Consider the following 16,112-nt stretch of genomic DNA (forward strand, 5'->3'; position numbering starts at 1 on the left):
CTCAATTTGAGCTGTTTTTTATTAATCTTGTTCGACTGGAATCGGTTTCACATCCATATCTTGATATTGAATCAACTTGGTTTTGTACTTGAACTTATAAACTAGCCATATTGCTAAGAATAAGAAGATCCCAATATAAGTGGAGATGACAGCAATCCATTCACCATCAAGTACGGCTTGATAATTTTGACCTAATACCACGATTGCACAAAGAATAAAGGCGAACCACGGTGCAAAAGGGAAGAACTTTGCACGATATGCTAGATCTTCTAACTTATACCCTTGAGCCAAATAGCCTTTTCTGAATCGGTAATGAGAGATTGCAATCCCAAGCCATACGATAAAGCCACACATACCAGACATATTGAGGAGCCAATTAAATACTTCCTCTTCACCGATAAATGTCGTCAGGAAGCATAGTGCTGCAATTGCTGTCGTAGCATAAAGTGCATTCATTGGAACACCGCGACCATCAAGTTTAGAGAACACTTTAGGTGCACTTCCATTTTTTGCCATATCAAACAGCATTCGCGTGGAAGAGTACATTCCTGAATTTCCAGCAGAAAGGATAGCGGTAAGAATGACCGCATTCATGACACTTGCAGCGAAAGCGAAGCCTGCTTGTTCATAGAGTAAAGTAAAAGGTGATAATGCAATATTTTCATCTGATGCGGCTTGCATTAAACGAGGATCATCATACGCAATCAATGTGCCGATAATAAAAATACATACGATATAGAATAAGAGAATACGCCAGAAGATCTGTTTAATCGCAATAGGAATGGTTTTCTTCGGATCTTTCGACTCACCAGCGGCAACACCAACCATTTCAGTACCCTGAAATGAGAATCCTGCGATCATCGCAACACCAATTAATGCTGACAAACCACCTACAAATGGCGCTTCACCCTTCGACCAATTTGCGAAAGTTGCAACATCTGGTGTCATCATGATTTTGGCAATCATGAAAATACCAATGATGATAAATGCAATTATGGCAAGAACCTTAATGAGTGAGAAAAAGAACTCAGACTCACCAAAGCCTTTGACTGTTAAGGCATTAATACCAAAAACGATCGCAAGGAAAATGGCACTCCAATAGAAACCTGGGATATCAGGAAACCAAAATTTCATGATGAATTGAACTGCAACGAGTTCAAATGCGACGGTTATCGCCCAGTTGTACCAATAGTTCCAGCCCAACGCGAATCCAAATCCACCCTCGACATATTTGGTGCCATAGGTGAAGAAAGCACCTGACGTTGGATTGTGTGTTGCGAGTTCGCCTAAGCTGGTCATGAGGAAGTAAATCATTACGCCAATTAAACAATAGGCAAGTAATGCACCACCAGGGCCAGCATTGGCAATTGTTGCACCCGAAGCTAGGAATAGTCCTGTACCGATAGAACCACCAATGGCGATCATATTAAGATGGCGTGCTCCAAGCTTTCGCTTAAGTTGACCGGTTTCGCTCATCGAAAGTTCCTTATGATTTCTTTTGAGTACTTGCAAACAGTACTTTAAAGCCTTGTTGATCAGTCAAAGTTTCACATTGACCAAAATTTTGCTCAATGAGAGTTGGATAGTTTAAAAAACGATTTGCCACGATCCAAAGTTCACCACCAGACTTTAGATGGCGACGTGATGTCTTACAAAGATTCTCACTCGCATTGTAATCAGTGTATATACCCTGATGGAAAGGAGGGTTACTGACGATGGCATGTAAAAATAGTGGTGCATCTTCAATGCCAGTCACAGCTTTGATTTCGAGCTGTTCTGGTGACAAATTATTTTTTTCAAATGTTAGGCGGGTAGAGGCGAGCGCAAAAGCATCCACATCAAGCGCAAAAATACGATTTTTGGGATTCAATTTGGCTAAATATGCGCTGATAATGCCAGCACCACAACCGAAGTCAGCGATTTTACCTGAACTCACTCGATTGAGGTAGGGGAGAAATACAGTTGTACCAATATCAAGTTTATTTTGACTAAATACACCAGGTAAAGCATAAATCTGTAATTCGCCATTCGGTGTTTGAATTGTATATTGTTGAGCCCAATTTTCTAAAGATCGAGGCGTAGGAGTCTTATCGATTATTAATTGCCACATTTGACAATGACGAGCGCTATCAAGTTTGACACATTTGCCAAATGGAACGAGTTGTTTTGCTGCTCGTTCAACGCCACCTTTCTTTTCACCTACAAGAAAAATTGATGCACCAAGACCGAGTTTTAATACCACACTGTGTAGTAAGTAATTCAAAAGCTCTTTGGCTTTAGGTACAAAAATAATGACTTGATCATATTCTGCTTCAGGGATATCCGTCCCAAAATGAACAGGAATATTTTGATTTTGGAAAAATAGAAAGTCGTTATAGTTCCATGTCCATACTGAAGCCTGAATATTTTTATCGAGCTGAGTAGTTAAGTCATCAGTTGGTGCATTGACTAATAATATTCGACCTTTCAGAAAGTTATGTTGACGAATAACAACTTCACTTTGAGGAACCATATATTTCTCCACAGAATAAAAGAGCCCAGACAATGCTGGGCAGTCTTTGATTCAATCTAAATTATTTTTTTGCTTCAGGTAGAACGAAGTTCAAGATCAAGGCTGCAATGCCGCCAGTTGCTACACCAGAGCTAAATATATTACGAATGAGTTCAGGCATATGTTCAAGAATCTGTGGAACTTGAGCAACACCTAAACCGAGGGCAAGTGAAATTGCAATAATAAGCAATGCACGGCGGTCAAGTTGAATGCCAGAAAGGATATTAATCCCAGATGCCGCAACAGCCCCAAACATCACCATGACAGCACCGCCCAGTACAGCTTGAGGAACAGCTTGGATGATGGCAGCCACTGCTGGTAGTAAACCTAGAATGACTAAAAGAGCGGCGATCCATATACCCACATGTCGACTAGCGACGCCAGTTAATTGGATAACACCATTGTTTTGAGCAAAAACAGAACTCGGGAAAGTATTAAATAAACCAGCGAGTAAGGAGTTTGCACCGTTGACGAGTACACCACCTTTAATTCGCTCCATCCATTTCGGACCATCAACAGGCTGATTGGATAACTTAGAGGTCGCGGTGATATCACCTATCGCTTCTAATGAAGTAACCAGATAAATAAATGCCATTGGTATAAATAAACTCCAAGAGAAGTCTAAACCAAAGTGCATTGGTGTAGGAACTTGAACCAAAGGTGCATTTTCTAAGCCAGAAAAATCTAAATGGCCCATGAAGCCTGCTAGTGCATAACCCACGATCAGTGCAATCAAAATCGCACTACTCTTTACCCAAGTTACATTCAAGCGGTTTAAGAGAATGATTAATGCCAAGACAGTACAAGACATAATAAGATTGTCTGTATTGGCAAAAGTGTTATTACTCATCGCTTGGTAACCACCACCCATTGAGATTAAACCTTCTTTAATCAAGGTTAAGCCAATGAGGAGTACAACAATACCAGTCACAAGTGGAGTAATGAGTTTTTTTACCCATGGTAATATGCGAGAAACTCCCATTTCAATGAATGAGCCTGCAATCACGACACCAAAAATTGAACCCATAACAGTTTCAACTGGAGTTCCCGCGGCAACCATTGCTGAGCCAATCCCAATAATAGGACCGATAAAGTTAAAACTTGTACCTTGAACAATCAGTAAGCCTGCACCGAAAGGACCAACCTTTTTACTTTGCAAGAAAGTCGCAATTCCTGAAATTACCAATGACATGGAAAGGATCATATTTGTATCTTCTTTAGAAACACCTAAAGCCAAACAGATCAATAGACCAGGAGTAACAATCGGAACAATAATGGCAAGTAAATGCTGAATTGCAGCGAGAAAAGCGATGAACGGTTTTGGTTTATCGTCTAAACCATAAACAAGATCGAGTTTCGGTTCTTGAGATTGGTCGGGAGCGGGCATGGTTTATACCATCTAGATTAAGCGAAAGTGCCGACATTCTAATCGAGTTACATGGGTTTACAAAACCGAAACATAACCATTTGTCAAAAAAAATGAAATTGTAAAGAAACAGTCACTATAAAAGTTTAGGATTTTTCTGTATAATTTGCCCTCAAATTTAAAGCGTATCGAATTTACATGTCAGATATTAAAACTCTCCGTAATATTGCCATCATCGCACACGTCGACCATGGTAAAACGACTCTTGTCGACAAACTTTTACAACAATCAGGTGCTTTGGGTGAACGCGCGGGTGAGATCGAGCGTGTCATGGATTCAGGCGCTATTGAAAGTGAACGTGGTATTACCATTCTTGCAAAAAACACTGCAATCAAATGGTTAGATAAACGTACTGATACTGAATACCGTATCAACATCGTGGATACCCCGGGACACGCCGACTTCGGTGGTGAAGTTGAACGTGTAATGTCGATGGTTGACTGTGTACTTCTTTTGGTAGACTCACAAGAAGGTCCAATGCCACAAACACGTTTCGTAACGCAAAAAGCGTTCGCACGTGGTTTGAAACCAATCGTAATTATCAACAAAGTTGACAAGCCTAATGCGCGTCCTGACTGGGTAATCGATCAAGTATTCGATTTATTCGATAACCTTGGTGGTACTGACGAACAGTTAGACTTCCCTGTGGTTTATGCTTCTGGTCTTCGTGGTGTAGCAGGTCCTTCTCCAGAAGAACTGGCTGAAGACATGACTCCGTTGTTCCAAACAATCGTAGACATCGTTGAACCACCAGCAGTAGACGTTGATGGCCCATTCCAAATGCAAGTGTCTTCACTTGACTATAACAGCTTCGTTGGTGTTATCGGTGTTGGTCGTATTCAACGTGGTTCAGTGAAATTGAACACTCCTGTAACTGTGATTGATCAAGAAGGTAAAACTCGTAACGGTCGTATCTTGAAAATTATGGGTTACCACGGTTTAGAGCGTATCGATGTTGAGTCAGCTTCTGCTGGTGATATCGTGTGTGTAACAGGTATGGACGAGCTTCATATTTCTGACACGATTTGTGATCCTAAAGCAGTTGAAGCGTTACCACCGCTTTCTGTAGATGAACCTACAGTTTCTATGACATTCCAAGTAAACAATTCACCGTTTGCGGGTAAAGAAGGTAAGTTTGTTACTTCACGTAACATCCGTGAGCGTTTAGATCGTGAATTAATTCACAACGTAGCACTTCGTGTTGAAGATACAGACAGTCCTGACCGTTTCAAAGTGTCTGGTCGTGGTGAACTTCATCTTTCAGTATTAATTGAAAACATGCGTCGTGAAGGCTTCGAGATGGGTGTATCTCGTCCGCAAGTAATCTTGAAAGAGATTGACGGCGAAATGCAAGAGCCATACGAAAACGTAACATTTGACGTAGAAGAACAGCATCAAGGTGCTGTGATGGAGCAAATGGGTAACCGTAAAGGTGAAATGACCAATATGGAAGTCGATGGTAAGGGTCGTATTCGTATTGAAGCAACTGTACCTTCACGTGGCTTGATCGGTTTCCGTTCAGAATTCATGACCATGACTTCAGGTACTGGGATCATGACCTCAAGTTTCTCGCACTATGGACCAATGAAACAAGGTTCTGTTGCAAAACGTCAAAACGGTGTGTTGATCTCTATGGTTCAAGGTACATGCTTGGGCTATGCATTGTTCAGTTTACAAGACCGTGGTCGTCTATTCGCTAAACCTCAGTTAGAAGTTTACGAAGGTATGATCATTGGTATCAACTCTCGTTCAGACGATATGGTTGTAAACCCAACTAAAGCGAAACAATTAACAAACGTTCGTGCATCAGGTACTGATGATGCATTAACACTTGTTCCTGCGATTGAATATACGTTAGAACAAGCACTTGAATTTATTCAAGATGATGAGCTTGTTGAAGTTACACCTAAATCAATTCGTATTCGTAAGCGTTGGTTGACTGAAAATGAACGTAAACGTAATAAATCTTAATTGATTTAAATAAAAAAACCGCTCAAAAGAGCGGTTTTTTATATCTTGACTACATCATTTAAGATATGAAATAAAAGTTGTTGAATTGTTGTAGTTGATTTGGACAAGATCTTGTTTATTTAAACAGAGATACTTATGATTTTGGTGGAAAACCAACGAGTTTAGACGGAAATATTATTAAGAATAATGTATATTATGTCACATTAATGCATAGAAAAATTTTGGAGAAAAAATGAGCATTATTAAAGAGTTTAAAGAATTTGCCGTAAAAGGCAATGTAATGGATCTGGCGGTCGGTGTGATCATTGGTGGGGCGTTTGGTAAAATCATCGATTCAATGGTGAAAGATGTCATCATGCCAATTATCAGTTGGATCTTAGGCGGTGATGTAGATTATTCAAATTGGTTTGTCGTATTAGGCGATAATCCAAATAACCTTACAACGCTTGCTGCCGCTCAAGAAGCGGGTTTAAATGTTTTGGCTTACGGTAATTTCTTGACGATTCTCATCAACTTTATCCTGCTTGCATGGGTGGTATTCTGGTTAGTGAAATTGATGAATAAAATGCGTCGTAAGCAAGAGGAGGAAGCTCCAGCACCTGAAGCTACTCCAGAAGATATCGAATTACTTCGTGAAATTCGTGACGAATTAAAACGTAAAGGTTAATGCTTTTGCAATGAAAACGGAGCTAAATGCGCCGTTTTTTATATCTCATTATTTTTTTAAATCGCCCTTTGTCAAAGGGAGGCTGGGAGGTATTGATTCTTAGCTCTCCCTTGCGAAGCGATGCTTCTCATCTCCTAAAAGGAGAGGGAAATCCAAGAAGTTTAAAAATCCATACGAAATTTAATTTCGAGTAAATGCCAGCCGAATTGACTCTTAATTGGTCCATGTAATTCACGTTCAGCCAAACTAAAAACTGCCTTATCGATAGGACCAACCAATTGTCCTTTCTTCACCTCACCTAATTCCCCTCCTTTTTTCCCAGAGGGGCAAGTTGAATGTTGTTTAGCAATTTTAGCAAAATCAGTACCGTTTTTAAGCTTTTGTTTAAGTTGTATGCACAGGTCTTTATCTTTGACTAAAATATGCCGAACAATTGCTGATTTCATTTGGATTTTACCTTTGATAAAGGACTCTTTAGGACTTGAGGTCGCTTAAGCGGTTGACACTCAGGGCAAAAAACAGAAGCACGTTGCCCGAGCTTAATATTTTCTAAAGTTGTTTCACAGTTGATGCACATTTCACCAGCGCGCCCATAAGCCAATAGCGTTTGTTGAAAATAGCCATTTTCGCCCATGGCATTGGTGTAATCACGTAAAGTAGATCCGCCTAAATCAATTGCTTGCTTAAGGATTCGTTTGATTTCAATGACAAATTTTTCAATTTGTGGCCGTGTAAGACTAGAGGCGGGTTGTGCAGGATGAATGCCCAAATTAAACAGACTTTCAGTTGCGTAAATATTTCCAACACCCACAACAATATGGTTATCCATAATTGCAACTTTGACTGCAACGCTCTTATTTTTAAATTTCTGCTCTAGATAGTCAGCATTGAAAGATTCACTTAAAGGTTCAGGTCCAAGCGTATCTAAAAGTTTGGTTTGAGCATGATCATCTAGCCATAAAATGCAACCAAAACGACGAGGATCGTGGTAGCGTAATTGGATATCATCGAATTGTATGATGAAATGATCATGTTTTCTCAGCGCATCACGTGAATCGCTTAAACGAAAGCTTCCTGACATTCCCAAGTGCCATAACATGGTCGCATTTTCAAATTGTGCCAAAATATATTTGGATCGACGTGTTAGCCCTATCAGTCGTTGACCGACCAATTGATTTACATCATTTGGTATAGGCCATCTCAGACTTGAATTATTGACTTGAACAGAAAGTACTTTTTGATTCAGCAAAGGGAGCAAGCTGGTTTTAGTGGTTTCAACTTCAGGTAATTCAGGCATGGAAACTCTGTTAAATGGGCGAGTAGAAAAATATTGGGTTAAATGAGGATATTGCAAGCAGCATCGAGTGAACTACAAGATATTACGCTTGAACAGAATATGATACACAATCCATCTAGTGCCTTCATGGTTAAGTTTTAAAATGTTTTTTAAAGCATTCAATGATGAAATGAACTTAGATGATTTATCACGTAAATGCGTTGTACACTTCTACAAATAAATCAATTTAAAATCAGGGAGATTCAGTGTGGCAAAATTATTTGAGCCAATTCAATTCGGAAATTTATCACTCAAAAATAGAATTATTATTGCTCCCATGTGTCAGTATTCTGCGAATGAAGCAGGGGAGCATAGTTTTTGGCATGAGCAACAATGGGCGAGTTATGCATTGTCGGGTGCTGGATTATATATTATTGAGGCAACAGCGGTACAAGCTGTAGGTCGTATCAGTTTTGCAGATTTGGGGTTATGGAATGATTTACAACGTGCACAATTAAAAGCATTGATTGATAAGGTAAAATCGATTGCTCCAACGCCAATCGCCATTCAGTTAGCGCACGCGGGACGTAAAGCTTCAACTGATAAACCATGGTTGGGACGTGGTCAATTCTCATCGAATCATGAACATGGCTGGCAAACGGTATCTGCAAGTGATTTACCATTTAATCCAGATGATCAGGCACCTCATGAATTAAGTATCGATGAAATCAAAAAAATTATCGATGACTTTGCAACTGCAGCAGTCAGATCCGTAGATGCAGGTTTTGATCTCATCGAAGTCCACGCGGCTCATGGTTATCTATTACATCAATTTATGTCACCTTTATCTAATCGAAGAACAGATGAATATGGTGGGAGTTTTGAGAACCGCATCCGTTTGACTTTAGAGGTTTTTCAGGCGATCAAAAATGCTGTTCCAGACAACTATCCAATCGGTGTTCGTTTGTCTGCAACAGACTGGATGGAGCAAGAAAAGGGGTGGAATATTGATGACTCAATTGGTTTATCAAAAGCATTAGAAAAACTTGGTGCAGTTTATATCCATGCATCATCTGGTGGATTACATGTCGATCAAAATATTCAGATTGGTCCTAATTACCAAGTTCCATTTGCGGAAGCAATCAAGAAACACGTAGACATTCCAGTGATTGCTGTTGGGCTGATCACTGAACCTCAACAGGCTGAAGATGTCTTACAACAAGGCAAAGCTGATGCAATCGGGCTCGCACGGGCAATACTATTCAATCCAAGATGGCCATGGCATGCTGCTGCAGAATTAAAAGCAGAAGTTGAAATCAGTCCACAATACTTACGTTGCCAACCGCATGATGTGAAATCATTATTTAAGCCATATGCTGATAGATAAAATAGGCATAAAGGTATACTTAAAAAGTCATCCTGAGTAATGACGGCTGTTGTATGATAATTTGACTAACTCATACAATAGCTAGGGATGCTAAGTCATGGTTTTATCGGTCATTATTCCGATTTTTTTACTGCTTTTTTCGGGATATGCCTCGGTTAAACTGAATTTACTTAGCAAGGAACAAGTCTCCATTGTCGGGACATTCGTCATTCGAGTTGCTTTACCTGCTCTATTTTTACAAGCACTTTCATCAAAAGATCTTGATGCGATATGGCAACCTGAACTTTTTTACAGTTATATTGTGGTGACCGCCTTTGTATTTGCAATCGCTTTATGGATTTTGACACAGCATTTTAAAAACAATTTAAGTGATGCTGCCATCCTCTCGATTGGAGCGTCAATGTCTAATACTGGACTACTTGGTACGGCCATTTTAAGTCTATTGATTGGTCATATTGCGCTTGCTTTTACTTCTTTAATTGTAATTATCGAAAGTGTTTTTCTTGTTCCAGCAGCTTTATTTATTGCGGGCTTGCAAGCTCAAAATCAGCAAGCAGTACTCAATACATTAAAAAATAACTTTATAAACTTATGTAAAAATCCATTGTTTATTGGTGTGGTAATCGGAATTGTGTGCGCGGTTTTTCAGGTTAAACTGCCGCATTATATAGATCAAGTTTTCTTAATGATTGGTCAGACGGCATCTCCTTTGGCGTTATTTGTGATTGGCGGGAGCGTCGCAGGTTTAACCTTAAAATATGTCAACCAGCAGAGTCTTTATATTGTTCTATCATCCAACTTTATTTTTCCAATATTCATGTATTTGACTCTACGATTTATTGCTCAAGCACCGATGGATATCGTGTATGTCGGGACATTGATTGCAGCTTTACCTACACCTGCATTATTTGGAATGCTGGGACAAGCATATGGACTCAATGATCGTGCAATTACACCTTTATTGATGAGTACAGTCATTGGATTTATTGTGACTGCTGGATTAATTATTTTATGGTGGTAATTGAATAAAACTTAGAATGTAATCATAAATATCCTTTTCATATAAGAAAACCCTATCTTGCGATAGGGTTTTTGTATTTGAGCATCGATTTAAAATTTAAATTAATGCTTAAGATTTAGCTTTCGTATTTGCTGCAGGTTTTTTTGCATTCTCAGCAATCAGTTTATTCACAATCGCTAGATTTTCCTTGGCTTGAGGAATATTTTCATCTGCTAAAGCACTAAATATTTTTTTTGCCTCAGGTAAGTTTTGCGGAACGATATTTCCGTTTACGAACATGTTACCAATGGCCATAAGCGCAGGGATGTATCCTTTTTTACCTAAATCTTGAATGCTCGCTAAACCTTTTTTCACAGGCGCTTCAGTTTTGGTTTTGAAGCCTAATGAAATATCGTATAAAGCACGAGCATGAATGGCTGGATAACTTCCTTTCTTAATTAAAGGATCAAGTTTTTGTAACGCGAGCTTATCAGATTGTTCTTTGCCTTCAGAGAACAGTAGAACAGCAGATTCAACAATAGCATCTTCAAAACCTTGAGCTGCAGCTTTATCTAGGTATTCACGAGATTTTTTTTCATTTTTGGTCAGACCCAAGCCACCAGTGGCATAGTTTTGCGCCAATACATAATTGGCTAGAGGATAGCCTGCAGTGCCAGCTTGTTCATAAAGTTGTACTGCTTTTTTGTTGTCTTGTTTGGTTCCTTGACCAGCTTGGGTCAGATATGCCAAGTTATAAGTCGCTTGGGGATTCCCAGCTTTTGATAAGCGTTCAAGTTCTTGGTAGGCCGCATTGTAATTCTTTGCTTGAATCAGTTCCTGTACTTTGTTGAATGCAGGATCGACTGGTGCGGCAGCGAAACTAAATGAGGTGGCTACAGCGAGTAAAGCACCACATAATATTTTTTTCATAATTGTTTTATACCTATCTTAAAAGCAACCCTATTTATCTGATGTAAATAGAGTTTCACACTATTTCATCATAGTCCGAATTGTGTGAATGTAAATATAGAATATGTATACATCCTTCAAATTTAGCTTCGCTTTGTGAATAAAGTGTGTATTGCAGTATAAGCCTATGAAAGACACTGGATTTATGTTGTTCAGCCTTGAATATATGGATTTAACCAAAATTTTAATCCACTAGTAGTTCTTCGATGGTTTTGCTTAAATACGCATTGTGCAATGAGGTGGTCAACGATGTTTATAAAAGGCATTAAACGTAATTACGATAAAGTTTTTCAAGATGATTCAATCCCAGATGAACAAAAGATAGATGCGCTCTTATTGAAACTTGGCGAGCAGTATTTAGTGAGTCAGGAGAATCGAGTGTACGTATTCCAAAAAGGTGATTTAACCGTAAAGTTTGATGCTAAACACGCGAGAGCATTTCATTTTAAAGATTATGTGGTGAAGGATATGAATAAACTATTTCATGGCTTTTAAAATAAAACCTCCTAGCGGTATAGGAGGTTTTTTTATGTGTCATCTCTCAATCGATTGACAGTTAAAATTTATTCCATCTAATGCCTTGGTCTTATTTTCATAATCAACAAAAACACTTTATTATAAAACGATACGAAACGTATCGTTTTATTTGAGGTTGATTTCATGTCAAGTGAAGACAAAAGTGCACGACGTCGATCATGTATTTTAGCTTCAGTCAAACAGGCTTTGAATGAAGTGGAATATCACCAACTGACAGTAGAAGACATTGCTTCACGTGCTGGGGTGGGAAAGTCGACTATTTATCGATGGTGGTCACATAAATCTGAATTGGTTCTGGACACCTTTAAAGAGCTCACACTCTCAATTTTTGAGTTTGAGTCAGAACTCGATCTTGAACAAAATCTTAATCAGCAATTGCTTCATTTGGCTAAGGCTTTAGATCATCCAGTGGGACGAGCGATGTTGGTGGTTATGGCGAATCATCGTGAATTGGCTGCAACATTCTTCAAGCAATATTTGTTACCTAAACGAGTTCAACTGCATCAACTGATCCAACAGGCGATTGAGGCGGGGGAGCTGATTGAACATGATCACTACGATTTGGTACTTGATCGACTGTATGGTCCTATTCATTACCAAATTATTTTCTTTAATCATTTGCCTGATGAGCACTATATCCGTCAATTGGTCAAACTGAGTTTAGATCCATTACGTCCTCAAGCCTAAACATTAATGCGACAAGAGTAGATTTTCATGAGTGTAACCACCGAACGACTTTGGAATCGTTCATTTATCTTGTGTGTATTAAATAATTTATTTGTTTTTATTTACTACTTTGCCATGTTGGCTGTCCTTCCGATTTACATTGTGAAGGACTTAGCGGGATCAGTTGAAGAAGCAGGATTAGCGTTAACGCTTTTTCTCGCCTCATCAATAGCAGTACGACCATTTTCAGGCATGATCATTCAAAAAATGGGTAAGCGACTCACTATGCGTGGATCGAGCACGTTTTTTGCGGTCTTTGCATTTGCTTATTTATTTATTGATAACATGTGGTCATTGTTGCTTATACGATTTTTGCATGGGATATGGTTTAGTGTGTTGACCACTGTGGCTGTTCCAGTCGCGAATGACTTTATTCCTGAGCATCGTAAAGGTGAAGGCATGGGCTATTATGTGATGTCCACTAACCTAGGTGTGGTATTTGGACCGTTAATTGCGCTCACCATGATTCAATTTTATAGCTTCCAAATTTTATTCGGTGCTCTCGCGGTGCTCATCAGTTTAGGTCTAATTTTTAGCTGGCTATTAAATATTCCAGCGAATCAGATACCTCAGCAAAATAAAATGAATAAAAAAGGTTTTAAGCTAGACGATTTTCTTGAGCCTAAAGTTTTTGCTGTAAGTGGTGTTGCTTTACTTACAGCTTTTGCTTACTCGAGTATTACCAGTTTTATTACGGTTTATAGTGAGAGCAAACAACTGCTGGCGTACACCAGTGTATTTTTTATATTGTTTGCGGCGTCGATGTTAATTGTAAGACCTTGGGTTGGTAAAATTTATGATCGTCAAGGTCCGAGTGCTGTTATCGTTCCATCTTTTATATTTTTTGCGATTGGGCTTGTGGTCGTAACACTAGTCAATAATCAATGGATGTTGTGGTTATCTGCAATTTTTATTGGAATTGGATATGGCTCAGTATTTCCTTGTTTGCAAACGCTCACCATTCAAACTGTAGATAAACAACGGATGGGGCATGCAATATCAACATTCTTTATTTGTTTTGATATTGGTCTGGCAGTTGGTTCAGTTGTAATGGGATTAGTTATCGCACAATGGAGCTTTGAATTTATGTACTTGTGCTGTGCAGTGTTGGTGATTTTGACTCTATTGTTTTATCAAAAATATGTTTCTAAAAAGATGGTTGAGAAGATTGATTAAATTGCATTTGGGGTTTGATAACTCTTAGATTAAAAAAGCCTCCGTTAAGGAGGCTTTCTAATTAAGCTACTTTTTTCTTGGTGACGTGGACTTTTTGTTTTGCATCTCGAGCGAGGAAATAGTAGAACGTTCCACCTAAAAATGCACCGATGAACCAGTTAAATGGTGCTAAAACTTGCAACAAAGGTACAAGGGTAAACGTCAAGCAAATCACAACAGCTGGTGCAAGTGCCCCAATTGCTTTTGGATTAAATCCATTTCGATACCAATATGCGCCATCCTTTTTGTCGTTAAAAAGATCCTCAACAATCACTTGCTGTTTTTTAACAAAATAGAAATCGGCAATTAATATCCCGAATAAAGGACCAATAAATGCAGCCAATACATCGAGGGTATAATGAATCAGTTCAGGAGAGTTAAATAAATTCCAAGGTGTAATGAGAACTGAACCGACCGCTGCGATCATACCGGCACTTCTAAAACTGAGTTTCTGTGGGAAAATATTAGAAAAATCAAACCCAGCAGAAACGAAATTCGCCACGATATTAATACCAATAGTGGCAGTCAATACTGTTAATAAGCCCAAAACAACTGCGAAAGTATTATCAATCATTGCGACTGTTTCTAGCGGGTCAGTCACCATTTTGCCGAATAAGCTATAAGTTCCTGAAACAATTATCACAGTGATTAATGAGAAGAAAATAAAGTTAAATGGAAGTCCCCAGAAATTACCTTTTTTAACCTGTTGCATTGATTTTCCATAACGCGAAAAATCACCAAAATTGAGTAAAGGACCTGAAAAATAAGAAACGACCAAAGCAATTGCAATAATGGTTTGTGTAACTTGTTCAGAGGTGGTGAGCGTTTTCGAGCCTAAATTGAAAGAAATATTTGACCAGCCCACTTGTGCAACTAACCAAGCTGCAAGCGCAAACATGACCACATAAACTAATGGTCCAGCCCAATCAATAAATACACGAATCGCATTCATTCCTTTCCAAAAGACTAAAGCCTGTAAAACCCACATCAATCCAAAACAGATCCAACCAATCGCTGAAAGTCCTGCAAAACTGATTTCTGATAAAGGTATCAAGCTTGGGAAAAATTTGAGCGCGACGATCATGAGTGCATTTGAAGCGAGCCAAGTTTGAATACCGTACCATGCTAAGGCAATGATTCCCCGAATAAGTGCGGGGATATTTGCCCCGAACACGCCAAAGGATTGTCTTGCGATGACCGCATAAGGTACGCCAGAGACTTGGCTGGGTTTTGCGACTAAATTTGCAGCAATTTGTACAATTACAATACCGACAATTAAGGCGATAAACACTTGCCAGCTTGCAAGACCGAGTGCGAATAAACTCGCAGCTACGACATATCCCCCCATACTATGAACATCAGACATCCAAAATGAAAAAATGTTGTACCAAGACCAATTTTGTTTTGCGGGCGCAAGATCGGCATTGGTTAATTTAGGACTATAATTTTCTTGATTCATTTTAATATTCACATTGTTTCGCTACTTTGTTCTGAGCAGAAACTATGCCAAATGATAAAATAATAAATATAAGATATTGTTATTTAATAAAATATTTTATATTTCTCTTTTGGTTTAAAAATTGCTAGATATTTATGTTCAATTTTTTATTGCAATTTTTTGTTGATAAAAAAACTAATATTTTCTTATGAAATTCAAAGTGTAACGATCTTATGTCTCTAAAAATTCAAGTGATCAATCCCAATACGAGTGCTGCAATGACAGAAATTATTGGTCAAGCAGCCCAAAATGTAGCAAATATGGGTACAGAAATCTTAGCAGTATGTCCAAAAAAGGGCGTAGCCTCAATTGAGGGGCATTATGATGAAGCAATATCTGCCATCGGTGTGTTGGATTTAATCCAACAAGGTAAAGAATTAAACGTTGATGGTCATATTATTGCGTGTTTTGGTGACCCTGCCTTACATGCAGCACGTGAACTTGCCGAAGCACCTGTAATAGGAATTGCTGAAGCTGCATTTCATATGGCGACCTTGGTCGCGACCAAGTTTTCAATTGTCACTACATTGGCACGGACGAAAATCATCGCTGAGCATTTATTGAATGAGTATGGGTTTAGAGATCATTGTGCTCAAATACGTTGTATTGATTTACCTGTTTTGGCTTTAGAGCAAGATCCTGATTTTGCCTATCAACAACTTTTAGTAAGCTGTACTCAAGCTAAAAATAATGATGGAATTGGCGCGATTGTACTGGGTTGTGGAGGCATGGCTGAAATGGCAGAGCGAGTTAGTGCAGAGCTGAATATCCCGATTATTGATGGTGTTCGTGCTGCGGTTAAGTTGGTTGAGGGTTTACATGGTATGGGCCTCAAAACCAGTAAGTGGGGAGATTATAATTTTCCGCGAAAAAAATGATAAAGAACTGA

At 38.9% G+C, this 16,112-nt stretch carries 15 protein-coding genes; 8 read left to right on the forward strand and 7 right to left on the reverse strand.

Translation table 11 applies throughout. The annotated features are described in order from the left end of the window. Positions 1–21 precede the first annotated feature (21 nt). The 3 genes from FTV17_RS08830 to FTV17_RS08840 form a co-directional block, all read right to left on the reverse strand. A complete protein-coding gene (locus FTV17_RS08830) occupies positions 22–1,476 on the reverse strand; it encodes an amino acid permease (protein WP_179998972.1) in 1,455 nt (484 codons plus the stop codon). Positions 1,477–1,486: 10 nt separating this feature from the next. Continuing rightward, on the reverse strand, positions 1,487–2,512 hold the full coding sequence (locus FTV17_RS08835) for a class I SAM-dependent methyltransferase (RefSeq protein WP_179998973.1): 1,026 nt from the start codon (positions 2,510–2,512) through the stop codon (positions 1,487–1,489). A 61-nt stretch (positions 2,513–2,573) separates the two neighbouring features. Beyond that, on the reverse strand, positions 2,574–3,938 hold the full coding sequence (locus FTV17_RS08840) for a uracil-xanthine permease family protein (RefSeq protein WP_179998974.1): 1,365 nt from the start codon (positions 3,936–3,938) through the stop codon (positions 2,574–2,576). A gap of 177 nt (positions 3,939–4,115) precedes the next feature. Here FTV17_RS08840 and typA point away from each other — a divergent pair, with 177 nt between their 5' ends. Beyond that, positions 4,116–5,948, forward strand: a complete 1,833-nt coding sequence (typA, locus tag FTV17_RS08845) for a translational GTPase TypA (protein ID WP_179998975.1) — start codon at positions 4,116–4,118, stop codon at positions 5,946–5,948. A gap of 232 nt (positions 5,949–6,180) precedes the next feature. Beyond that, positions 6,181–6,615, forward strand: a complete 435-nt coding sequence (gene mscL, locus FTV17_RS08850) for a large conductance mechanosensitive channel protein MscL (RefSeq protein ID WP_035270698.1) — start codon at positions 6,181–6,183, stop codon at positions 6,613–6,615. A 161-nt stretch (positions 6,616–6,776) separates the two neighbouring features. Here mscL and FTV17_RS08855 read toward each other — a convergent pair whose 3' ends face one another. Together FTV17_RS08855 and mutM are read right to left on the reverse strand one after the other, a co-directional pair. Further along, positions 6,777–7,061, reverse strand: coding sequence for a peptidylprolyl isomerase (locus FTV17_RS08855; protein ID WP_179998976.1), 285 nt, complete (start codon positions 7,059–7,061; stop codon positions 6,777–6,779). After that, a complete protein-coding gene (gene mutM, locus FTV17_RS08860) occupies positions 7,058–7,912 on the reverse strand; it encodes a bifunctional DNA-formamidopyrimidine glycosylase/DNA-(apurinic or apyrimidinic site) lyase (protein ID WP_179998977.1) in 855 nt (284 codons plus the stop codon). The genes FTV17_RS08855 and mutM overlap by 4 nt, the downstream gene beginning before the upstream one ends. Positions 7,913–8,159: 247 nt before the next feature. On the opposite strand from mutM, the gene FTV17_RS08865 reads away from it, so the two are divergent. Together FTV17_RS08865 and FTV17_RS08870 are read left to right on the forward strand one after the other, a co-directional pair. Next, positions 8,160–9,278 carry an NADH:flavin oxidoreductase/NADH oxidase gene (locus tag FTV17_RS08865; protein WP_179998978.1) on the forward strand — a complete coding sequence of 373 codons (1,119 nt, stop codon included), beginning with the start codon at positions 8,160–8,162 and terminating at the stop codon, positions 9,276–9,278. 97 nt (positions 9,279–9,375) lie between these two features. Beyond that, positions 9,376–10,299, forward strand: a complete 924-nt coding sequence (locus tag FTV17_RS08870; RefSeq protein WP_179998979.1) for an AEC family transporter — start codon at positions 9,376–9,378, stop codon at positions 10,297–10,299. Positions 10,300–10,407: 108 nt separating this feature from the next. On the opposite strand, the gene FTV17_RS08875 is transcribed toward FTV17_RS08870, so the two are convergent. After that, entirely contained in the window at positions 10,408–11,208 is an 801-nt protein-coding gene (locus tag FTV17_RS08875) for a tetratricopeptide repeat protein (protein ID WP_179998980.1), read from the reverse strand. A gap of 288 nt (positions 11,209–11,496) precedes the next feature. On the opposite strand from FTV17_RS08875, the gene FTV17_RS08880 reads away from it, so the two are divergent. From FTV17_RS08880 to FTV17_RS08890, 3 genes are all read left to right on the forward strand, one after another. Beyond that, a complete protein-coding gene (locus FTV17_RS08880; RefSeq protein ID WP_092767507.1) occupies positions 11,497–11,742 on the forward strand; it encodes a hypothetical protein in 246 nt (81 codons plus the stop codon). Between the two features lie 165 nt (positions 11,743–11,907). Continuing rightward, positions 11,908–12,471, forward strand: coding sequence for a TetR/AcrR family transcriptional regulator (locus FTV17_RS08885; protein ID WP_179998981.1), 564 nt, complete (start codon positions 11,908–11,910; stop codon positions 12,469–12,471). Positions 12,472–12,498: 27 nt separating this feature from the next. Continuing rightward, a complete protein-coding gene (locus tag FTV17_RS08890) occupies positions 12,499–13,686 on the forward strand; it encodes an MFS transporter (protein WP_179998982.1) in 1,188 nt (395 codons plus the stop codon). 61 nt (positions 13,687–13,747) lie between these two features. On the opposite strand, the gene FTV17_RS08895 is transcribed toward FTV17_RS08890, so the two are convergent. Continuing rightward, on the reverse strand, positions 13,748–15,184 hold the full coding sequence (locus FTV17_RS08895) for an NCS1 family nucleobase:cation symporter-1 (RefSeq protein WP_179998983.1): 1,437 nt from the start codon (positions 15,182–15,184) through the stop codon (positions 13,748–13,750). A 212-nt stretch (positions 15,185–15,396) separates the two neighbouring features. Between FTV17_RS08895 and FTV17_RS08900 the strand changes: the two genes are divergently transcribed. Beyond that, a complete protein-coding gene (locus tag FTV17_RS08900) occupies positions 15,397–16,101 on the forward strand; it encodes an aspartate/glutamate racemase family protein (protein ID WP_179998984.1) in 705 nt (234 codons plus the stop codon). Positions 16,102–16,112: the final 11 nt, after the last annotated feature.

This window comes from Acinetobacter sp. YH12239, assembly GCF_013417635.1.
In the GTDB taxonomy this organism is placed as follows: Bacteria; Pseudomonadota; Gammaproteobacteria; order Pseudomonadales; family Moraxellaceae; genus Acinetobacter.